This window comes from Gammaproteobacteria bacterium, from assembly GCA_034522055.1.
GTDB lineage: Bacteria > Pseudomonadota > Gammaproteobacteria > JAABTG01 > JAABTG01 > JAABTG01.
Map to the genome: position 1 here is coordinate 1,676,550 of JAXHLS010000002.1, position 20,977 is coordinate 1,697,526.

General features: G+C 65.5%; 23 protein-coding genes. 6 read left to right on the plus strand and 17 right to left on the minus strand.

Features of this window, described 5'->3' with window-relative positions; genetic code table 11:
• Window positions 1-207: 207 nt before the first annotated feature.
• The 6 genes from ggt to U5S82_08200 form a co-directional block, all read right to left on the minus strand.
• Window positions 208-1,872 (minus strand): gamma-glutamyltransferase, encoded by a 1,665-nt coding sequence (gene ggt, locus U5S82_08175; GenBank protein ID MDZ7751624.1) that lies wholly within the window; start codon window positions 1,870-1,872, stop codon window positions 208-210.
• Window positions 1,873-1,892: 20 nt separating this feature from the next.
• Complete coding sequence (locus U5S82_08180) at window positions 1,893-2,147, minus strand: YfhL family 4Fe-4S dicluster ferredoxin (protein ID MDZ7751625.1); 255 nt, start codon at window positions 2,145-2,147, stop codon at window positions 1,893-1,895.
• Between the two features lie 146 nt (window positions 2,148-2,293).
• Window positions 2,294-2,785, minus strand: a complete 492-nt coding sequence (gene coaD / locus U5S82_08185; protein ID MDZ7751626.1) for a pantetheine-phosphate adenylyltransferase — start codon at window positions 2,783-2,785, stop codon at window positions 2,294-2,296.
• Between the two features lie 11 nt (window positions 2,786-2,796).
• Window positions 2,797-3,372, minus strand: a complete 576-nt coding sequence (gene rsmD, locus U5S82_08190) for a 16S rRNA (guanine(966)-N(2))-methyltransferase RsmD (protein MDZ7751627.1) — start codon at window positions 3,370-3,372, stop codon at window positions 2,797-2,799.
• Window positions 3,369-4,715, minus strand: a complete 1,347-nt coding sequence (locus U5S82_08195) for a pitrilysin family protein (GenBank protein MDZ7751628.1) — start codon at window positions 4,713-4,715, stop codon at window positions 3,369-3,371. Before U5S82_08195 ends, rsmD begins: the two co-directional genes overlap by 4 nt.
• Window positions 4,705-6,090 carry a pitrilysin family protein gene (locus U5S82_08200; protein MDZ7751629.1) on the minus strand — a complete coding sequence of 462 codons (1,386 nt, stop codon included), beginning with the start codon at window positions 6,088-6,090 and terminating at the stop codon, window positions 4,705-4,707. The genes U5S82_08195 and U5S82_08200 overlap by 11 nt, the downstream gene beginning before the upstream one ends.
• Window positions 6,091-6,244: 154 nt before the next feature.
• On the opposite strand from U5S82_08200, the gene ftsY reads away from it, so the two are divergent.
• Genes ftsY through ftsX form a run of 3 tightly spaced genes read left to right on the plus strand, consistent with a single transcriptional unit; the run spans window position 6,245 to window position 8,890 of the window.
• Entirely contained in the window at window positions 6,245-7,222 is a 978-nt protein-coding gene (gene ftsY, locus U5S82_08205) for a signal recognition particle-docking protein FtsY (protein ID MDZ7751630.1), read from the plus strand.
• A gap of 25 nt (window positions 7,223-7,247) precedes the next feature.
• Window positions 7,248-7,913, plus strand: coding sequence for a cell division ATP-binding protein FtsE (gene ftsE / locus U5S82_08210; GenBank protein MDZ7751631.1), 666 nt, complete (start codon window positions 7,248-7,250; stop codon window positions 7,911-7,913).
• Window positions 7,910-8,890 carry a permease-like cell division protein FtsX gene (gene ftsX, locus U5S82_08215; protein MDZ7751632.1) on the plus strand — a complete coding sequence of 327 codons (981 nt, stop codon included), beginning with the start codon at window positions 7,910-7,912 and terminating at the stop codon, window positions 8,888-8,890. The genes ftsE and ftsX overlap by 4 nt, the downstream gene beginning before the upstream one ends.
• Window positions 8,891-9,182: 292 nt before the next feature.
• Here ftsX and U5S82_08220 read toward each other — a convergent pair whose 3' ends face one another.
• Window positions 9,183-9,758 (minus strand): DUF3365 domain-containing protein, encoded by a 576-nt coding sequence (locus tag U5S82_08220; GenBank protein ID MDZ7751633.1) that lies wholly within the window; start codon window positions 9,756-9,758, stop codon window positions 9,183-9,185.
• Window positions 9,759-10,167: 409 nt separating this feature from the next.
• Window positions 10,168-10,908: an ATP-binding protein gene (locus U5S82_08225; protein MDZ7751634.1), complete on the minus strand. Its 741-nt coding sequence runs from the start codon at window positions 10,906-10,908 to the stop codon at window positions 10,168-10,170.
• Between the two features lie 381 nt (window positions 10,909-11,289).
• Between U5S82_08225 and typA the strand changes: the two genes are divergently transcribed.
• Genes typA through U5S82_08240 form a run of 3 tightly spaced genes read left to right on the plus strand, consistent with a single transcriptional unit; the run spans window position 11,290 to window position 14,195 of the window.
• A complete protein-coding gene (typA, locus tag U5S82_08230) occupies window positions 11,290-13,101 on the plus strand; it encodes a translational GTPase TypA (protein ID MDZ7751635.1) in 1,812 nt (603 codons plus the stop codon).
• A 3-nt stretch (window positions 13,102-13,104) separates the two neighbouring features.
• The gene (dtd, locus tag U5S82_08235; protein ID MDZ7751636.1) at window positions 13,105-13,554 is read left to right on the plus strand and encodes a D-aminoacyl-tRNA deacylase; all 450 of its coding nucleotides are present in this window, start codon (window positions 13,105-13,107) and stop codon (window positions 13,552-13,554) included.
• An 8-nt stretch (window positions 13,555-13,562) separates the two neighbouring features.
• Window positions 13,563-14,195, plus strand: a complete 633-nt coding sequence (locus tag U5S82_08240; GenBank protein MDZ7751637.1) for a hypothetical protein — start codon at window positions 13,563-13,565, stop codon at window positions 14,193-14,195.
• A 49-nt stretch (window positions 14,196-14,244) separates the two neighbouring features.
• Here U5S82_08240 and U5S82_08245 read toward each other — a convergent pair whose 3' ends face one another.
• The 9 genes from U5S82_08245 to fnr all read right to left on the minus strand — a co-directional run bounded on the left by U5S82_08245 (window position 14,245) and on the right by fnr (window position 20,799).
• Window positions 14,245-14,793, minus strand: a complete 549-nt coding sequence (locus U5S82_08245) for a FixH family protein (GenBank protein ID MDZ7751638.1) — start codon at window positions 14,791-14,793, stop codon at window positions 14,245-14,247.
• The gene (ccoG, locus tag U5S82_08250; protein MDZ7751639.1) at window positions 14,790-16,214 is read right to left on the minus strand and encodes a cytochrome c oxidase accessory protein CcoG; all 1,425 of its coding nucleotides are present in this window, start codon (window positions 16,212-16,214) and stop codon (window positions 14,790-14,792) included. The genes U5S82_08245 and ccoG overlap by 4 nt, the downstream gene beginning before the upstream one ends.
• 10 nt (window positions 16,215-16,224) lie before the next feature.
• On the minus strand, window positions 16,225-16,515 hold the full coding sequence (locus tag U5S82_08255) for a hypothetical protein (GenBank protein MDZ7751640.1): 291 nt from the start codon (window positions 16,513-16,515) through the stop codon (window positions 16,225-16,227).
• On the minus strand, window positions 16,516-16,635 hold the full coding sequence (locus U5S82_08260; GenBank protein ID MDZ7751641.1) for a DUF3149 domain-containing protein: 120 nt from the start codon (window positions 16,633-16,635) through the stop codon (window positions 16,516-16,518). It abuts the gene before it with no gap.
• A gap of 91 nt (window positions 16,636-16,726) precedes the next feature.
• Window positions 16,727-17,608: a cytochrome-c oxidase, cbb3-type subunit III gene (gene ccoP, locus U5S82_08265; GenBank protein MDZ7751642.1), complete on the minus strand. Its 882-nt coding sequence runs from the start codon at window positions 17,606-17,608 to the stop codon at window positions 16,727-16,729.
• Window positions 17,605-17,793: a cbb3-type cytochrome c oxidase subunit 3 gene (locus U5S82_08270; GenBank protein MDZ7751643.1), complete on the minus strand. Its 189-nt coding sequence runs from the start codon at window positions 17,791-17,793 to the stop codon at window positions 17,605-17,607. The genes ccoP and U5S82_08270 overlap by 4 nt, the downstream gene beginning before the upstream one ends.
• 9 nt (window positions 17,794-17,802) lie before the next feature.
• A complete protein-coding gene (gene ccoO / locus U5S82_08275) occupies window positions 17,803-18,426 on the minus strand; it encodes a cytochrome-c oxidase, cbb3-type subunit II (protein MDZ7751644.1) in 624 nt (207 codons plus the stop codon).
• Window positions 18,427-18,448: 22 nt separating this feature from the next.
• On the minus strand, window positions 18,449-19,864 hold the full coding sequence (gene ccoN / locus U5S82_08280; GenBank protein ID MDZ7751645.1) for a cytochrome-c oxidase, cbb3-type subunit I: 1,416 nt from the start codon (window positions 19,862-19,864) through the stop codon (window positions 18,449-18,451).
• Window positions 19,865-20,061: 197 nt separating this feature from the next.
• Window positions 20,062-20,799, minus strand: coding sequence for a fumarate/nitrate reduction transcriptional regulator Fnr (gene fnr, locus U5S82_08285; GenBank protein MDZ7751646.1), 738 nt, complete (start codon window positions 20,797-20,799; stop codon window positions 20,062-20,064).
• Window positions 20,800-20,977 lie beyond the last annotated feature (178 nt).

The following is a 20,977-nucleotide window of genomic DNA, read 5'->3' on the forward strand; positions in this document are numbered from 1 at the left end:
TGTTCCCCGGCGGCGGTGCGGCCCCCTGCGTCTCCCCTTTCGCGCCTTTCGCGTATTTCGTAGTTTAAAAAAGCTGTATGTTCTTTAAAAACGCCCGCACGGGCATCCGGGCTGGCATCCAATCTCTGGCCCTGTTGCGGCCCCCGGCCTCTTCTCATTTTGAGTATTTCGCGTCTTTCGTGGTTAAACGCTTTTTCCGCCGCCCCATCAGCGCACCTCCGCCAGCCCCTCGCCCCGGGGATCCGAGGCGGCGGAGTAACGGCCGCTGCGGCGCTCCCACATCACCGCCTGCATATTGCCGTAGGTCTCTGCCAGGGCCTGCAGCCGGTGGCCCCGGGCCTCCAGTTCCAGCTGCTCGGTCGGGCCGATGGCCCCCGGCTCGAACTGCACCACGTCCGGCAGGAACTGGTGGTGGAAACGGGGCCGCGACACCCAGCTGTCGGGGCCGTTGCCGCGGCCGAAATCCAGGATCCCCAGCAACACCATGGTGATGATGCGACTGCCCCCCGGGGTGCCCAGCACGCCGATGCGGTGCGGCCCCTCCACGAAGGTCGGGCTCATGCTGGACAGGGGCCGCTTGCCCGGCTCCACGGCGTTGGCCTGCCCGCCCACCAGGCCGTATACGTTGGGCACCCCGGGCTTGGCCACGAAGTCGTCCATCTCGTCGTTCAACAACACCCCGGTGCCCGCGACCACGAAGCCGGCACCGAAGGGATAGTTGATGCTCAGGGTGGCGGCCACCCGGTTGCCCGTGGCGTCCATGATGGAGAAGTGGGTGGTGTCGGCACCCTCGGGCGCAGCCGGGAAATCGGGGACGGGAATAGGGGCCCGCTCCCCGGGCCGGATGCGGCGGGCGAGGCGGCGGGCGTAGGCGGGGCTGGTGAGGCGGGCCACGGGGACCGCGGTGTAGTCCGGATCCCCCAGATGCACGGCGCGGTCGCGATAGGCGAATCGCATGGCCTCCACCAGGTAGTGGATGGTCTCGGCCTCGCCCGGGCCGCCGCGGGGGAGATCTTCGAGGATATGCAGCATGGTGGCCAGGGCCACGCCGCCGGAGGAGGGCGGTGCCGCCGACACCACGCGAATGTCACCCAGCCGGCTCACCACGGGGGCCCGTTCCCGTACCTGGTACGCAGCGAGATCCGCCCCCGACCAGATCCCCCCGTGGTCCCGCACGGCGTCCACCAGGGCGGCGGCCACCTCGCCCTGGTAGAAGCCCTCACGGCCCCCGGCTCCGAGGCGACGCAGGGTGGCGGCGAGGTCCGGCTGGCGGATCAGGGTGCCCACTTCCGGCACCCGGCCGTCATCCAGGAAGATGGCCGCGCTGGCCGGGTACTCGTTCAGAACACCCTTTCTGAAGGAGGCCATGGCGCGATAGTGAGGGCTCACTTCGAAGCCCTGTTCCGCCCACCTCACCGCCGGCTCCAGGGCCTGCGCCAGGGGCAGCCGGCCGTAGGATTCGGAGAGGTGGACCAGGGCCGCCGGCAGGCCGGGGATCCCCGCCGCCAGGGGGCCGTCCACGGAGGCACCGGGCACCACCTCGCCGTCGCCGTCCAGATACAGCTTGGGATGGGCGGCAGCGGGAGCGGTCTCGCGGCCGTCCACCATCACCTGGTGGCCGTCGTCCTGGCGATGCAACAGGAAGAAGCCGCCACCTCCCAGGCCGGAGCTGTAGGGCTCCACCACCGCCAGGGTGGCGGCCACCGCCACCGCGGCATCGAAGGCGTTGCCGCCCGCCGCCAGGATCTCGTGACCGGCGCGGGTGGCCTCGGGACGGGCGCTGGCGATGGCGGCAGCGCCATGGGCGCCTTGGCCCGCCACGGCCAGCCACAGCAGCAGGCCCAGCAGAGAAAGAAGGGAAGGGTGGCGCATTCGCCTCAGGCCTTGGCGCCTCAGGCCTTGGTGGCCATGAGGTGCTCGTACTTCAACATCAGCTCGTCCTCGGTCTCTACCCGATCCGGATTCTTGGGGATGCAATCCACCGGGCACACCTCCACACACTGGGGGGTGTCGAAGTGACCGACGCATTCGGTGCAGAGATCCGGGTTGATCTCGTAGATCTCCTCCCCCTGGTAGATAGCCTCGTTGGGGCATTCGGGTTCACAGACGTCGCAGTTGATGCACTCGTCCGTAATCATCAAAGCCATGGTTCATGCTCCTGATGGTGCGCTCGGGGTCGGGCGGCCCTGGGCCCGGCCTGGGTGGGAAGATATCGACATATTGTCGAATGCCCGTCCCGCCAAGGGAAAGGACCGGCGGGATACGGTCACGGTTTCCGACGAATGCATCTAATTCAGGGCTGACGTTCGTCGGCCCGGGCGCGCAGGGCCGCCGCCACGCCGGCGTGCACGAACTCGCTCACATCGCCACCGAAGCGCGCCACCTGGCGCACGAGGCTGGAGGAGATGTAGGTGTACTGCTCGGCCGGGGTGAGGAAGATGGTCTCCACCTCGGGGGCCATCTTGCGGTTCATGCTGGCGAGCTGGAACTCGTACTCGAAATCCGACACCGCCCGCAGGCCCCGCAATACCACCGTCGCCCCCACTTCCCGCACGAAGTCCACCAGCAGGCTGTTGAAGGGACGCACCTCGACGTCGGGGATCCCGGCGAGGGCCTGGCGCGCCATGTCCACCCGTTCCTTAATGTCGAAGAAAGGACGTTTGTCGGCACCCTCGGCCACCGCCACGATGACCGTGCCGCAGAGTCGGGATGCCCGCTCCACCAGGTCGCTGTGGCCGCGGGTGATGGGATCGAAGGTGCCCGGATATACGATGGTCAACCCCATGGGGTCCTCCTTCATGCCGATGGTGCCGCGAGGGCGAAATGAACCTGGCCCGCGTTACCCTGGCGGATCAGGGACCAGTCCCCGGGGACGGTGAAATCCGGGCTGTCGTCCTCCATGTAGATCCGGCCCTGGGGGGCCGCCAGGCCGTGCCGATGTATCAGCTTAACCGACGCGGCCAGCAAGCCCCCACCGTAGGGGGGATCGAGAAAGATGATGTCGAAGGGCGGTGCGGCGGCGGCCAGCCATGCCAGGGCATCGGCGTGCACCACCTCGGCCGCCGCATCGAGGCGCTCCCGGCCCTGGCGCAGGCGCTCGACGGCCCCGGGGTCCCGCTCCACCAGTACCGCCCCGGCGGCGCCCCGGGACAGGGCCTCGAAGCCCAGCACGCCGCTGCCGGCGAACAGGTCCAGGCAACGGGCCCCGGCCACCCGGGGGCCGAGCCAGTTGAAGAGGGTCTCGCGGACCCGATCCGGGGTCGGCCGCAGGCCCTCCCCGGCCACCACGGGCAGGCGCGTGCCCCGCCAGCACCCGCCGATGATGCGCACCTGTCCGGCCGGTCCCTGCCGGCCCTGGCGCGGCCGCCTCATTCCACGTCGCGAACCACCAGGCCCAGGGCCTCGCGCTGGGCATCGTCCAGGTCGCCGGCCAGCACCTTGACGAAGGCCCGCGGGTCCACCCGCCTGGCAAAGGCATCCCGCACCTGGGCCGCGGTCACGTCTTCAACGCGAGCGGTGAACGTATTCAGATAATCGAGAGGCAGATCGTAGAAGCCCATCATCACCAGGTAGCTCCCTATCTTGGCGTTGCTGTCCACCCGCAGGGGAAAACCGTTGATGATGTTGTCCTTGGCGGCCCTCAACTCATCCGCTGCGGGGCCCTCGGCCACGAACTCCTCCAGCACCTGCCCCACCACCGCCACCGCCTCGCCCGCATTGGCGGACTTGGTCTGCAGGCTCAGCTTGAAAGGGCCTTCGCCACGCATGGGGATGAAACGGCTGGACACGCTGTAGGACAACCCGCGCTCCTCCCGCACCGCCTTGGACAAGCGCGATACCAGACCCGAGCCGCCGAGGATATGGTTGCCCAGGTAGAGGGGGAAATAGTCGGGATCGCCGCGGCGCATGCCCCGCTGCCCCATGAGCAGGTGCACCTGCTCGGCCGGATAGGGCACCAACAGGGCGGCGCCGGCGGTGGTCCCCGGGCCCTCCGGCGGCGGCGCCCGCTCGCCCCGCGGCAGATCTGCCAGCAGCTCGTCCACCAGGGTCTCGGCATCCGCCCGTCCGATATCACCCACCACCGCCACCACGGCGTTGGCAGCCACGTAGTAGCGGTCGTGAAAGGCCTTCAGGGTGTCCTGGGTGATGCGCTCCAGGGAGGCCTCGGTGCCCCCCGGATGGGCGCCGTAGGGGTGATCGGGATAGAGGGCCTCGTAGAAGGCGCGGTTCGCCAGTTCACCCGGGGACTGGCGGGTCTGCATGAGGGCGGACTGCAGCTGATTGCGGATGCGCTCCACGGCGGTGGCGGGGAAATCCGGCCGCGCCACCAGCCGCGCCAACAGGGCCGACGCCGGCGCCAGCTTGTCCGCGGCGCTGAGGCTGCGCAGAGACACCGAGGCCATGTCCCGCTGGGAGGAAAAGCCGGTCACGGCCCCCAGATCCTCGAAACCGGTGGCGATGGCATCGGCATCGAGGCCGTCGGCCCCCTCCTCCAGCAGGCTGTTTACCATGCGGGCCAGGCCATCGAGGTCACCGTCGCGGGCGGCGCCGGCGTCGAATACCAGCTCCACGTCCACCATGGGGATCTCGGGGGCATGGACGTACAGCACCCGTGCGCCATCGGCGCTGGTCCAGGATTCGATGGCGGGCAGGGCCCGGGCCGGCAGGACGACCGCCATCATGAGCATCACGGCCAGTACGGGTTTAATGGACACGGGTGTTTCCTCCCGGGGCTCGGGGCCGGGCCACCGGCGCCTCCATGGGTTGCGGATCCAGGACGGCCACCGTCAGGGTATCCGGCCCCAGGTAACGCCGGGCCACGGTACGCACCTGCTCGGCGGTCACCGCCCGTATCGCCGCCACGAAGGCCTCATCGAGGCGCCAGTCCAATCCGATGGTCTCCAGCATGCCGAGACGCAGGGCCTGGTAGAAGACGGAATCCCGCTGGAACACATCCTCCGCCACCACTTGGGTCTTGACCCGCTCCAGTTCCGCGGCGCTGACGAGCTCCTGACGCAAGCGCTCTACCACCTCGCCGAGGGCGGCCTCCAGAGCCGCGACGGGCGTGTCGTCGGCGGGTATGCCACTCAGGGTGAACAGGCCGGGCAGGCGCTGATAGAGGGAATAGTCCGCCGAGGCGCTGGCGGCCACCTCGGCACCGCGCACCAGCTCCCGCTGCAGGCGCGCGCTGGACCCGCCATCGAGGATGGCCGCCAGCACGGTGAGGGCGTAGGGCTCCCACTCCTCACCGGCCGTCTGGATGTTGGGTGCCTTGTAGCCCATCACCAGATAGGGCAGGCGCGCCGGGATGCTCAGCTCGATGCGCCGGATGCCGGTCTGGGGCGGCTCCTGCCGGGGCTTGGGGGGTGGGGTCCCGGCCGCCGGGATGGCACCGAAATGCTCCTCGGCCAAGGCCCGCACCGCCGCCGGCTCCACGTCTCCCGCCACCACCAGCACGGCATTGTCCGGCGCGTACCAGCGCCCGTACCAGGCCTCGAGGTCCTCGATGGTGTAGTTCTCGATGTCGTTCATCCAGCCGATCACCGGTTGACCGTAGGGGCCGGCCAGGTAGGCCGCCGCCATGAACTGCTCGTAGACCCGGGAGTTCGGACGGTCCTCGGTGCGCAGCCGCCGCTCCTCCGCCACCACGTCACGCTCCTTGAGGAACTCCTCGCGGTCCAGCAGCAGGTTCGTCATGCGATCCGCCTCCAGGCGCAAGGCCAGTTCCAGCTTATCGACACCGAGATGTTGATAGTAGGCGGTGTAATCCCGCCCGGTGAAGGCATTGTCGCTGGCGCCCGCCGCGGCGAGAAGGCGCGAGAACTCCCCCGGGCCGTGGCGCTCGGTGCCCTTGAACATCATGTGTTCGAGCATGTGGGACAGGCCCGTTATGCCGTCGTGTTCGTAGCTCGACCCCACCTTGTACCACAGCTGGGATACCGCCACCGGGGCCCGGTGATCCTCCTTCACCAGCACCTTGAGGCCGTTGTCCAGCATGAACTCGCTGACGGGGGCGGCCGCGATGGTGTGCCATGGCAAAGCCACCATCACGGCCACCAGCAGCTGCGCCAAAGGTCGAACTAAACTCATAATGGTTCAGGGCTCCGAGGGTTGTGAAATATAATCCCGCGCATCGAAGACGCCCCACCGGGGGCCTGGGATCGTGGCAGGGCGGCGGCATGGGCTCACATTAAAGATGGTAGGATACGCGCGCTCGCCAGAAAAAGACCCTCCGGATAAGCATATGTTCCGCAGCGATAAGCGCTCACAGGACGGGGACGCACCCGCCGAGAAACGGGAAGGCCTGTTTTCGCGCCTGAAAAAGGGCCTCAGCCGCACCCGCGGCAACCTGACCGAAGGCCTGGCAACCCTGGTGCGGGGCAACCGCGCCGTCGATGACGACCTGCTGGAAGAACTCGAGACCCTGCTGCTCACCTCCGATGTCGGCGTGGAGGCCACCCGCGCCCTGGTGGACAACCTGTCCAGGCGGGTGGCCAGGAAAGAGCTGAAGGACGCCGATGTCCTCTATGAGACCCTGCGCCAGGACATGCTGCGCATTCTCAACCCTGTCACCAAGCCCATCGCCCTGTCCAGCCAACGCACCCGCCCCTTTGTGGTGCTCATGGTGGGGGTCAACGGCGCCGGCAAGACCACCACCATCGGCAAGCTGGCCAAACGCTTCCAGAGCCTGGACCTGTCGGTGATGCTGGCAGCGGGAGACACCTTCAGGGCTGCGGCCGTGGAGCAGCTCCAGGCCTGGGGCGAGCGCAACGATGTGCCCGTAGTGGCCCAGCAGACCGGGGCGGACGCGGCCTCGGTGATCTACGACGCCCTGGACCGGGCCACCGCGCGAGGCATCGACGTCCTCATCGCGGACACCGCCGGGCGCCTCCATACTCAGGACAACCTCATGGAAGAACTCAAGAAAGTGAAACGGGTGCTGGGCAAGATAGACCCCGAGGCCCCCCACGAAGTGCTGCTGGTGCTGGATGCCACCGCCGGCCAGAACGCCCTCGCCCAGGCCCGCCAGTTCCACCAGGCCGTCGGGGTCACGGGCATCGTGCTCACCAAACTCGACGGCACCGCCAAGGGGGGCATCGTCTTCGCCCTGGCCAAGGAGTTGGGCCTGCCCCTGCGCTACATCGGCGTGGGCGAGGGCATCGAGGACATGCGGCCCTTCAAGGGCGCGGAATTCATCGACGCCCTGTTCGCCCGGGAGTGATCGGAACCCACGGCGGGCCGTGCCCATGATCCGCTTCGAACAGGTCGCCAAGCGCTATGCCACCGGCCACGACGGCCTCGCCGCGGTGAGTTTCCACATGGCCCGGGGCGAGATGGCCTTTCTCACCGGCCCTTCCGGGGCCGGCAAGAGCACCCTGCTGCGCCTCATCGGTCTCATCGAACGCCATACCCGCGGCCAGGTGATGGTGGGGGGCCAGAACCTCCAGCGCATCCAGGGCCGCCGCGTGGCCTACTACCGCCGCAATCTCGGCATCATCTTCCAGGACCACCGCTTGCTGCTGGACCGCACGGTATTCGACAACGTGGCCCTGCCCCTGGTGGTGGCGGGTCACCGCCGCGGCGACATCGAGCGCCGGGTGCGGGCGGCCCTCGACCAGGTGGGCCTGCTGGGCAAGGAGCGGCTCTTTCCCGTGACCCTGTCGGGGGGCGAACAACAGCGTGTGGGTATTGCACGCGCGGTGGTGAACAAGCCCCCCCTGCTGCTGGCGGACGAGCCGACAGGCAACCTGGACCCTGAGCTGTCCCAGGAGATCATGAGCCTGTTCGAGCGCTTCAATCAGGTGGGGGTCACGGTGCTCATCGCGACCCACGACGTGGATCTGATCCGGCGCATGGGCCACCGGGAGATCCGCCTGCGGGACGGGCGCCTGGCGACGCAGGGCGCGTCATGAGTCTGCGCACGGTCCAATTTTCCAGTGGCTCCCGGGGTGGCGGTCGACGCCTGACGGATCCCGTCACGGGCTGGCTGTTACGGCACCTTCAAGTCCTCATCTCCACCCTCGGAAGTCTCTCCCGCAGCCCCTCGAATACCCTCATGACGGCCGCCGTGGTGGGGATCGCCCTGGCCCTGCCGTCGGCCCTCTACAAGCTGCTGGAGAACGGCGAAGCGGTGCGCCGGGGCCTCGAGGGCAGCGCCCAGATATCCCTTTTCCTCCACCGGGAGGTGGACGTGGCCCGTGGCCGCGCCTTCGCCGCGGAACTCGCGGCGCGCGACGACCTGGCCGCCGTACGCTATATCTCGCCGGACGCGGCCCTGGCCGAGTACCAGGAGATGTCGGGGCTGACGGACGTGCTGGAGGTGATGGACCATAACCCCCTGCCGGCGGTGGTGGTGGTGATACCGGTGGCGGAACGCGCGGGGGTCGAGGCGGTGCGCGACCTGGTCGCCGAGTTCGCCGCCACCGCCGAAGTGGAGCTGGCCCAGTTCGACCAGGAGTGGGTGCGGCGCCTGGACGGCCTCACCGCCCTGTTCGAACGCGGCGTAGCCATCATCACCGCCCTGCTGGGGGCTGCGGTGTTGCTCATCGTGGGCAATACCATCCGCCTCACCATCAACACCCGGCGCCAGGAGATCGAGGTCGCGAAACTGGTGGGTGCCACGGATGCCTTCGTGCGCCGCCCCTTCCTCTATACCGGACTGTGGTTCGGCATCCTGGGGGCCCTGCTGGCCTGGCTGCTGGTGGCCATCGCCCTCGAGCTCCTGAGCGGCCCGGTCAACCGCCTCGCGGCCCTGTATTACAGCGATTTCCGGCTGCTCACCGTCACCCTCACGGACGGCCTGCTGGTGACCGCGGCGGGCGCCACCCTCGGCCTCGTGGGATCATGGCTCGCGGTGGGCCGCCACCTACAGGAAATCCAGCCTTCCTGAGTTCCGGCAAACTCGATGTAAGCTTCTGCGCCGGCCCTTGAGCATGCGGAAGAGGTCCATGCCGCCGCCGCGCAAGGCCCGGGTCTACCGGAACATTAATGTGAAAGTCGCGAAGCACGAACTCCCCCTCTCCCTCTGGGACAAATCCGTCGGGAACGGATTTGAACGCGCCTCGGCGCGGCCCGCAGGGCGAAGGGCAGGATGCCCGGAGTACAGGGATGGGGTGAGGGTACGAACATGGCGATACGCGCTCCTCTTTCATCATCTTGGGCGGCGCGTATCGCCATGAGAGTTATCTTGCCATCCGCCTGGACAGGGTGAAGGCGCCACGGATGTCGCCTGGCGCGAAACCCCGGGCCTCATCCTGAGGATAGAGTTCCGCGATCTTCGCCTCCACCTCCGGGGGTACCGATTCACCGCCGTGGCATACCATGCACACCTCGCCCTGGGGGATGGCCTTCATGTAGCGGAATACCTGGCCGTCCGCAGTGTCTCGCAACTCGGCGTACTCCATGGTCGCGGGATCCTGGCCTTCCTCCCTGCGGGCCTCGAACCATTTAAGCACCTTGCGTTCCCAGGCATCGGGCGCATTGTCGGCATTGCGCAGCCTGAGGCTGGTGCGCCCCACCTCCCAGCCGCTGATCTTCGACGCATCCGTCGCGATGGCAGGGGCCTGGACGTTGCAGACATCCAATGCGTGGACCGGCCCGCCGGACTTCATGCCCGCCTGCAATTCGCCCTTGAGGGTGGTAAAGAAGCCCTTGACGATGCCCCGCGCATCCGCCGACAGGGCCTCGGTATCGGCCCCCGCATACACAGAAGCCCCGCAGAGCACGGAGGCCACCAATACCACAATCCTGATTTTCATCTGCCTGTCTCCCATGGTCCATTTGCTGAATAGCTGTTCCGACACGATCTTCGGGGTGCGGAGATATCACAACGGCTGATACCCCCGTTTGGTTCATTCTTCAACCATCCCGCCCCCAAACCATCTCGCCGATCTTTCGCGTCCTTTCGCGTCCTTTCGCGTCCTTTCGCGTCTTTCGTGGCCATGCTTCTCACGGTAGCCTGTCGGGGTGAGCTTACGAACCCCAACGGGTATTCGCCAGCTTCATGGTCATGTTGGGGTTCGTTCCTCACCCCAACCTACGCGCTCGCAGATGTTTCGCGTCCTTTCGCGTCTTTGGTGGTTGAAGCGCTTAAAACCATGATCCATGTTTCATCATGACGGGACCATATCTCCGCGTCGATGACCGGTCAATCCGACTCTGGAGGGGTTACATGGGGCCACCGTCCCTCGCTATCAGGGGCTCCATGGCGCGCAACAGGGTCTTGAACAGGTGCGGATTGCGAGTCTCCTCCGCCGCCAGCAGCCCTTTCATATGGGCCCGCTGGGTAGGTTTGGTGAAACAGGCCGGACAACTGTCCTGCACCACGGGCAGACCGGCCGTCTGGGCGAAGTCCCGCAGCTGGCGTTCGCGCACCGCCACCAGGGGGCGAACCACCCGGATATCCCCGGCATCCACCCGATAGTGGGCCTTCATGGTATTCAGGCGACCCTCGTGAAAGGCCGACATCATGAAACTCTCGGCCAGGTCGTCCAGATGCTGCCCGAGGGCCAGCACCCCGTAACCCTCGTCACGCATCACCCGGTACATGATGCCGCGCTTGATGCGTGCGCAGAAACTGCAGAAGGAATCCTTTTTCATGCTGCGGCCCGCCAATCCCTCGAGGTCCTCCCGCTCGTAGTAATAAGGGACACCGAGGTCCCGCAGATAGGGTGCGAGTACCGAGGGGTCGAAGCCCTCGATCTGCGGGTCCACGGTGATGGCGGCTAGGTCAAAGGAGACGGGGGCATGGCGCCGCAGATGACCCAGCACCTGGAGCAGAGACAGGGAATCCTTGCCGCCGGAAAGGCCGAGCATCACCCGGTCGCCGTGGCGGATCATGCCATAGCGGGCGATGACCCGGCCCACGGGCCTGAGGACGGACTTGGGGGGCGTGGTGAAGTCGACCATGGAACGAGTGTAAGGAACTGGGGTGCCGAGGCCAAACGGCGAAAGGCGGTAACCACGAAACAGGCGAAACAACACGAAAAGGAGAAATGTCCGAGAGGTGGGTTGGGTGGAACCCGCGCCGTGGTTCGCCCGCCACGGCGGGTGGGCTGAGCCAGGCCGTCAAATGCGTAACTACGAAAGACGCGAAAGGCGCGAAACGAAGAAAAGGCCAGGGAGGTGGGTAGGGAGGAACAAGCACCGCGGTTCCACCGTCCGGGTCGGAAGGGTATCACGCGGCAGGCGAATGGCGGACCATTCACCATTCACTATTCCCTATTCCCTTTCACTCTTCGTGCTTCAAAAAGGTCTATAATCCCGCGCTTATCCAAGGACCCCCAAGACATGCCAGCCAATCTTCGCAACGTCGCCATCATCGCCCACGTGGACCATGGCAAAACCACCCTCGTAGACCAGCTGCTCAGGCAGTCGGGTTCCCTCAGCGAGCGGGGGGAACAGGTGGAGCGGGTGATGGACTCCAATGACCTCGAGCGGGAGCGCGGGATCACCATCCTGTCCAAGAACACCGCCGTCACCTGGGGCGAGTTCCGCATCAATATCGTAGACACCCCCGGCCACGCCGATTTCGGCGGCGAGGTGGAGCGGGTCCTTTCCATGGTGGATTCGGTCTTGCTGCTGGTGGACGCCGTGGATGGCCCTATGCCCCAGACCCGTTTCGTCACCCAGAAGGCCCTGGAGAAAGGCTTCCGCCCCATCGTGGTCATCAACAAGGTGGACCGCCCCAGCGCCCGCCCCGATTGGGTGCTGGATCAGACCTTCGACCTCTTCGACCGCCTGGGCGCCGACGACCAGCAGCTCGACTTCTCGGTCGTCTATTGTTCCGCGCTCCAAGGCTATGCCGGCGTGGATCCCAGCGTCCGCGAGGGTGACATGGCGCCCCTTTTCGAGGTCATCGTGGACCAGGTGCCCACGCCTCCGGTATCCCTGGAGGGGACGTTGCAGTTCCAGGTCAGCTCTCTCGATTACAACAGTTACGTGGGCGTCATCGGCATCGCCCGTATCGCCCGCGGCCGGCTGGTGCGCAACGCTCCGGTGGCCGTGCTGCGCCGCGACGGCAGCCGCCACAACGGCCGGGTGTCGAAGATCTACGGCTTCAAGGGCCTGGAGCGCGTCGAGGTCCAGGAGGCGGCGGCGGGAGACATTATCGCCTTCGCCGGCATTGAGGACCTGCATATCTCCGACACTCTGTGCGAACCGGGCCACGAGGAGGCACTGCCGCCCCTGACGGTGGACGAGCCCACCGTGAGCATGACCTTCCAGGTCAACGACTCCCCCTTCGCCGGCCGCGAGGGCAAATATGTCACCTCCCGCCAGGTGCGGGAACGGCTGTCCCGGGAGCTGCTGCACAACGTCGCCCTGCGGGTGGAGGATACGGAGGACCCGGACCGCTTCCGGGTATCGGGCCGGGGCGAGCTGCACCTCGGGATCCTGATCGAAAACATGCGCCGCGAGGGCTACGAGTTGGGGGTATCCCGGCCGGAGGTGATCCTGCGGGAGGTGGATGGCATGGCCCACGAGCCCTACGAGCAGGTCACGGTGGACGTGGAGGATCAGCACCAGGGCGCGGTCATGGAGCACCTGGGGTCCCGGGGCGCGGATCTGAAGGACATGGTGCCCGACGGCCGCGGCCGCGTGCGCCTGGACTTCATCATCCCGGCCCGCGGCCTCATCGGCTTCCGCACCGAGTTCCTGTCCGCGACCTCGGGCACCGGCCTGCTCTACAGCGTCTTCGACCACTACGGCCCCGCCAAGGCGGGGGAATTCGGGCGGCGCTCCAACGGCGTACTCATCGCCAACGGCAACGGCAGGGCCCTGGGTTATGCCCTGTTCAATCTCCAGGAGCGGGGGCGGCTGTTCGCGGCCCCGGGGGACGAGGTCTACGAGGGCATGATCGTGGGCCAGCACAAGCGGGAGAACGACCTCACCGTCAATCCTCTCAAGGCCAAGCAGCTCACTAATATCCGCGCCGCGGGCACCGACGAGAACATCCTGTTGACGCCGGCCTTCAAAATGACCCTGGAACAGGCCCTCGAGTTCATCGACGACGATGAGCTGGTGGAGGTGACGCCGAAGGCCATCCGCCTGCGCAAGAAGCACCTCAAGGAACACGAGCGCAAGCGCGCCGCCCGGGGCTAGATCGTGGTGGCATTGCTGCAACGGGTGGAATCCGCCTATGTCGAGGTGGAGGGGACACGCATCGCCGCCATCGGCGGCGGGCTGCTCGCCTTCATCGGCGTGGAACGCCAGGACACCGACAAGACGGCACGGCGCCTGGCGGAACGGGTAACCGGCTACCGGATATTCCCCGACGCCGCGGGGCGTATGAACCTGGGCCTCGACGACGCGGGCGGACAACTGCTCGCGGTGCCCCAGTTCACGCTGGCCGCCGACACCCGCAAGGGCATGCGGCCCAGCTTCACGCCGGCCGCATCTCCCGCCGCGGGCGAGCGCCTGTTCCAGGGTTTCTGCGCCGCCTGCAGGGACCTGGGCGTGGCTCCCGCCAGCGGCCGCTTCGGTGCAGACATGCGGGTCGGGCTGGTGAACGACGGCCCGGTGACCTTCTGGCTGCAGGTGGGAGAACCATCATGACACGCGCCATGCACCTTCCATACATCCTGGGCGCGTGCCTGCTGGCCGGCTGCGGCGGCGGTCCTGAGGAGGCACCGCCCTGGGAGGTGGAACGACTGGCCGACGGGGGCATCGAGGCCCTGGGCCTGCGCCCGGGCGAGAGCACCATGGGGGAGGCCCTGGCCCGCTTCGGGCGCCGTGTCGAGGCCGCCCTGTTCGAGTCCAGGGACGGCGAACTCACCGTCGAGGCCCATTACGGTTCGGTGCGGGTGGCCGCAATCGCGGGCCGGCTGTTCCTGTCCCTGGACCTTGAACCAGGCACTCTCGAGGCCCTGAAGCAGGCCAGTCCCAACCACATGCCTCAGCCCAGCGGCGGCCGGCGCCACGAACTGGACGCCGCCTTCGGCGACGTGCTGCTGGATGAAACCATCCGCGTGGTGAGCTTCGCACCCCAGGCGACGGTGACGGAGGAGACCCTGGCGGCACGCTTCGGTGAACCCGCCGAGCGGGTTACCGCCGCGGACGACTCGCGCCATCTGCTCTACCCGGCCCTGGGCACGGACGTGCTGGTGGAGCCGGAGGGCAACGTGATCATTCAGTACGTGCATCCCCGGGACTTCGACTGGTTACGGCGACGCCAGGATCTGCCCGCGGGGCCTTAGAAATAAGGCCCGATCGGGGCGGTGCTTTCCGGGAGAGGGAAACGCTCCGTCAGGGGGTGAGTTCCACCGTGACGTCAGAGCGGGGATCCTGGGATACGAAGCCGCGGCCGCGGATCCGCCAGGCCTTGTCCGGCGGATCGAGGCTGATGTTCCAGTTGCCCGGCGCCAGGGGTGCCTGGAGTTCGCCCGTGTAGCCATCGTCCACCGCCGTGAGGGTGAGATCGACATCGAACTGGGCGCGGGTGGCGTGGCGCAGGGCGAGGGTGAGTTCCGGCGCATCGGCGGGCACGTTGCCCGCAAACTCGAAATCCACTTCGCCGCCGCCGGGCGCCAACACCAACTCGCCCGCCAACCCCATCTGGCGGGCCGCCACCATGCGGTCCGTGCGCGCCTGGATGGCCACGCCGGTGTCATAGAAGTCGTCTTTCACCAGCCCGTCCGGATCCTGCATGGCGATATAGAGGGTCGTGAAACTGGCTACCACGGAGGCCAGGGGCAGGGCAATGAGGACCCACGGCCATATGTGTCTATACCAGGGGCGATCATCCATGACATCCGGCAGAGGGCTCCAGCCACGACGGGGACGCTGGAAGCTCATGGTCCCACCGGTCCCATGAAGCGTCCTTTCTGCACCACCACGATGGACGGCTCGTCCACCGCCTGCAGGGTGAAATAGACGCTGTTCGAGGCCTGATCCAGGACCACCGGATCGACCGCCAGACTCATGGGCAGATTGTAGACCTCGCCCCCGGGAACCCGGATGTCTCTTTCCACGTTATTGACCTCCAAGCCCTCGATACCCTCCACCGACAGGCGATAGACGTGGGGCTCCTCGTCCATGTTGACGATCTTGAGGGTATAGACATTCTCCACCAGTCCCTGGGATGTCTCACGATAGAGCCCACTGCGGTCGCGGATGATATCCAGTTCCAGGGGTGTACGCTGGCTGATGCTGTAGACCAGCGCCCCAGTGACGATCAGGAGCAGGGCGGCGTAGATGAGCACCCGCGGGCGCAGCATCCGGGTGGACTCCCCCTGCAGGGCGTTTTCCGTGGTGTATCGGATGAGTCCCTTGGGATAGCCCATCTTGTCCATGACGTCATCGCACACGTCGATACACGCAGCGCAGCCGATGCACTCGTACTGCAGCCCGTCGCGGATGTCGATGCCTGTGGGACACACCTGGACGCACATGGTGCAATCGATGCAGTCCCCCAGCCCCAAGGCTTGATGGTCGGCGCCTTTCTTGCGCGAACCCCGGGGCTCGCCCCGGTTCTCGTCATAGGAGATGACCAGGGTATTGTCATCGAACATGGCGCTCTGGAAGCGCGCATAGGGGCACATGTAGAGACACACCTGCTCCCGCATCCAGCCGGCATTGCCGTAGGTGGCGAAGCCGTAGAAGATGACCCAGAAGGTCTCCCACGGCCCCAGGTCGAAACTGAGCAGGCGGTTCCCCAGTTCGAGGATGGGCGTGAAATAGCCCACGAAGGTGAAACCGGTCCACCCCGCCAGGGCCAGCCAGGCCAAGTGCTTACCGCCCTTCTTGAGGATCTTCTCGCGGTTCCAGGGCAGCTTGTCGAGCTTCATCTGCCTGGGACGATCGCCTTCGATCTTGCGCTCGATCCACATGAAGATCTCGGTCCACACCGTCTGGGGACAGGCATAGCCGCACCACAGGCGGCCCGCCAGGGCGGTAAAGAAGAACAGAGACAGGGCCGCGATCATCAACAACACGGCGAGATAGAAAAAGTCCTGGGGCCACAGCACGAGGTCGAAGATGTAGAACTTGCGCGCCGGGAGGTCGAACAACAACGCCTGCCTGCCGTCCCACTGTAGCCACGGCAGACCGTAATACAGGCCGAGCAGCACCACGACCGCGGTGACCCGCAGCAGGGCGAAGAGACCGTGGACCTCTCGGACGTAGATCTTCTCGCGCTTTTGATAGAAGACCTGGGTGGCGGCGTCGGCCGAGTCGTCTACGGCCTGAAGACTGGACCGTGGATCTTTGGAGGACATGATTGCCTGATTAAGACCGCGTGGCCGGCTGTCGGTTCACCTTGGCACAGGGTTTCTGAAAATAACAGGTGGCCGCACTCGACCCGGAAGAGATGACCCAGAAGAAGAAGAAGCCGATGGAGTAGAGGCCGAGGCGATCCAGGCCGCTCCAGCCCATGCATTCCATGACTTCCACCGGGTCGATGAGGGTGAATACCAGCACCGTCGCCACCCCGGCCACCAAAAAGCCGGGCCACAGCACGGCGATGAACATCTGGATCCTGGGGATGGGCTTGCTGCTGGGGGTGTCCTTCTCTGCCATCTATTTAGACTTCTTGAGAAAGAAGATGATGAACCAGGCCGCCATGCCCAACATGAACAGGATGACGAACAGGGAAATCTGGCCGATGAAGCTTCCCAGCAGCAATTCTAGAACTTTCATTTCATTCTCCGGCAATCGGCATGAGGACGATGCGGGGCGGGGCCGCACCGTGGACCCACCCCACGGCTACGACCCGCCGGACCGCCTGTTACTACTTGCGGGACAGCCCCAGGATATAGCCCGCGACCACGTGGACCTTGTCTTCCCCGAGGGTCCCGTTGAAGGCCGGCATGACACCGTTGCGGCCCTCGACGATGGACTTGCGGATGGCGCCCGGCGAGCCACCATAGAGCCACACGTCGTCCGTCAGGTCGGGGGCGCCGAGGGCGGTATTGCCCTTGCCCTCCGGCCCATGACAGCCGGCGCAGGCCGCGAACTTGGCCTTACCCTGGGCCAACGTCTGCTCCGATGCGCCGGTGTCGCGGCCGCTCAGGCTCTGCACGTAGGCCACCACCTGGTCCACACCCTCGCCAGTGACCATGCCGGCGGGCATCACGCCGTTGCGGCCGTTGAGAATGGACTGCTTCACGTTCTCCGGCGCGCTGCCATAGAGCCATGCATCGTCGGCGAGATTGGGGAAGCCCCGAGCACCGCGGGCATCCGAGCCATGGCAGACGGCGCAGTTGTTGAGATACAGGCGCTGACCGATCTCCCGTCCTCCCTGATCCTGGGCCAGGGCCTCAAGATCCATGCCCGCGTAGTGGGCGAAGATGGGGCCGTATTTCTCTTGCGCCTGGGCTACCTCTTGCTCCCACTGATCCTCCTGGCTCCAGTCCAGCACACCCTGGATCTTGCCCAGGCCGCCGTAGAGGGCGAAGTAGATGAAGGCGAAGATGATGGTGCCGTAGAACAGCCACAGCCACCAGCGCGGCAGGGGATTATTGTTCTCCTTCAGATCCTCGTCCCACACATGACCGGTGTCGTCACCGGCCTGCTCGTAGGTTCCCTTGGCGCTCCACCAGATCAGCCACACCATGGCCAGGATATTGATGGTGGTCACGATGGCGATGTACCAACTCAGGCCGTCACTCATGGCTTCGTCTCCTTATTTTCCGGGCGCGTTTCATCGTTACGCTGTTCTGCCTCATCGGCAAACGGCAGGTTGGCGGCCTCCTCGAACCCCTTCTTGCGTTTACCGCTCCAGGCCCAGATCACGAAGATCACGAAGGCCACGGTCAGCAGGAGCGTGATGACTCCCCACAATGATGGGATATCCATGGGATGGCCTTACTTGTCGAGGTAGGTGCCCAGGACCTGCAGATAGGCCACCACGGCATCCATCTCCGTCTTGCCCTTGACGGCGTCCGCCGCTCCCGCGATGTCCTCGTCACCGTAGGGCACTCCCAGGGTCCGCATGGCTTTCAGTTTGCGGGCGGTGGCCGTTTCATCGATGCCGTTCTCGGCCAGCCACGGGTAGGCCGGCATGTTGGATTCCGGCACCACGTCTCGCGGATTGTTGAGATGGACCCGATGCCAGTCGTCGCTGTAACGCCCCCCCACGCGGGCCAGGTCCGGCCCGGTGCGCTTGGAACCCCATAGGAAGGGGTGGTTCCAAGCGGATTCGCCGATCACCGAGTAATGGCCATAGCGCTCGGTCTCCGCACGGAAGGGCCGGATCTGCTGGGAATGGCAGTTGCTGCAACCCTCCCGGATGTAGATGTCCCGGCCCTCCAGTTGCAATGCCGTGAAGGGCTTCAGCCCCGGTATGGGCTGGGTGGCGGAGCCATGCTCCTCCTGCACCGCATGGACGAAGTACAGGGGGACGATCTGCACCAGACCGGCCACACTGATCACCAGGAGGGTCAGCACGATGAGCAGGCCGACATTCTTTTCGACGACTTCATGGGTCATGGCGATTCTCCTCGATAGATGATCAGGCGGCCTGAGGGACCGGTACCGGCGAGGGCTTCACCCCGGCCACGGTCTTCCAGACGTTGTAGGCCATGACGAACATGCCCGCCAGGTACAGGGCGCCACCGAGCAGGCGCACGGTGTAGAAGGGATACATGGCCTCCAGGCTCTGCACGAAGCTGTAGGTGAGGGTGCCGTCGTCGTTCACGGCACGCCACATCAGGCCCTGCATGATGCCGGCGATCCACATCGAGGCGATGTAGAGCACGACGCCGATGGTGGCCATCCAGAAATGCGCCTCCACCAGCTTGTTGCTGTACATCTGGGGCTTGCCGAACAGCCTCGGGAGCAGGGCATAGACCGTCCCGATGGTGATGAGGCCCACCCAACCCAGCGCCCCGGAGTGCACGTGGCCGATGGTCCAGTCGGTGTAGTGCGACAGCGCGTTAACCGTCTTCACGGCCATCATGGGCCCCTCGAAGGTGGACATGCCATAGAAGGACAGGGACACGATGAGAAAGCGCAGCACCGGGTCGGTGCGCAGCTTATGCCAGGCCCCGGACAGGGTCATGATGCCGTTGATCATGCCGCCCCAGGAGGGGGCCAGGAGGATGAGGGAGAACACCATGCCGATGGACTGGGTCCAGTTGGGCAGCGAGGTGTAAAGCAGATGGTGGGGGCCGGCCCACATATAGATGGACACCAGGGCCCAGAAGTGCACCACCGACAGCCGATAGGAAAATACCGGCCGACCGGCCTGCTTCGGGATCACGTAGTACATGATGCCGAGGAAGGCCGCGGTGAGGAAGAAACCCACCGCGTTGTGACCGTACCACCACTGCACCATGGCGTCGATGGCCCCCGGGTAGGCCGAGTAGGACTTGAAGAGACTCACCGGCAGCGCCGCACTGTTGCCCAGATGCAGCACCGCGATGGTGATGATGTAGGCCCCGAAGAACCAGTTGGCCACGTAGATGTGCTTCTGCCGGCGCTTGACGATGGTGCCGAAAAAGACGATGGCATAGGACACCCACACCAGGGTGATGAGGATATCGATGGGCCACTCGAGTTCGGCATACTCCTTGCTTGAAGTGAACCCCAGGGGCAGGGTGATGGCCGCCAGCACGATCACCAGCTGCCAGCCCCAGAAGGTGAAGGCGATGAGGGGTCCGCCGAACAGCGGCGCCTGACAGGTGCGCTGAACGATGTAATAAGAGGCGGCGAAGAGGACCGAGCCCCCGAAGGCGAATATGACGGCGTTGGTATGCAGGGGACGCAACCGCCCGAAGGTCAGCCAGGCGGTCTCGAAATTGAGGGCCGGCCAGACCATCTGGGCGGCTATCAACACGCCGACGAGCATGCCGACGATGCCCCACACCACCGTCATGATGGTGAACTGGCGAACCACGGTATCGTTATAAGTGGGCTGGGCGTCCATAGACTGACTCCTAAGAACAGATAAAGAACCTTTAGGCAACAGGGGCCTGCGCGAGCCTCCGCCGCGCGCTTCCATACACGGCGTCGACGAGACCGGGAGATTACAGGGCCACGAATTGTGAACGAATACGAAGTCTTATTAATTGACCTACATCAATCTTGGATGAAGATTTGCTAATACGCCCTGGGTGACTCGTGTCACCCGTCGCCGGAGGGACCACGGATACTGCGGTGAGCCATCGCGGTCAGGCGATCCAAGTCGTTGATGACGATGTTTTTTCTGTGGACGCCGATGACGCCTTCGTCCTGAAAGCGGGAGAACATGCGGCTGATGGTCTCCACCGCCAGGCCGAGATAATTGCCGATGTCGTGGCGCGACATGCTGAGATTGAACTCCTTGTCGGAGTAACCCCGGGCCCTGAAACGCTCGGCCACGTTAAGCAGGAAGGTGGCCAGGCGTTCTTCCGCCGTGGCTTTGCCGAGCAGCAACAGCATGGTCTCGTCCTTGGCCAGTTCCTGACCCAACAGCCGGAAAAAATGTTTCTGCAGGCTCGGGATCTCGAGGGCCAGCTCCTGCAACCGGTCGAAGGGCAGTTCGCAGACGCTGGAGGTCTCCAGCACCTTGGCGGAACATACATGACGCTCCTGGACGATGGCATCGAGTCCCACCAACTCGCCGGGCAAGTGGAAGCCGATGACCTGCTCGGAGCCATCGTCACAGGGGGTAAAGGTCTTAACGGTGCCGGCGCGCACCACGTAGATGGAATGGAAGCTATCGCCCGCCTGGAACAGGTGCTCTCCGCGTTTCAAGGGACGGGGACGCTTGAGGAGGGCATCGAGGCGGCTGATCTCGTGCTCCTCCAGACTCATGGGCAGACACAGGCGATTCAGGCTGCACTGGGAGCAGGCAATCTTGATGCTGGTGATATCTAGCATGGCGGCATGGGGAGGGGACGCCTCTTGATTTAAGGGCTCACCCGGATTGGAGCAGCTTTATTGACCTGGATCAATCAATATAAATCAAGTCGGCAACGCCGACGGCTGCCCACCCGACTCGCAATGGGAGTCGCCAACGACGGAAACTCGGAGTTATCCTTGTGAAGCCGCCGATTCA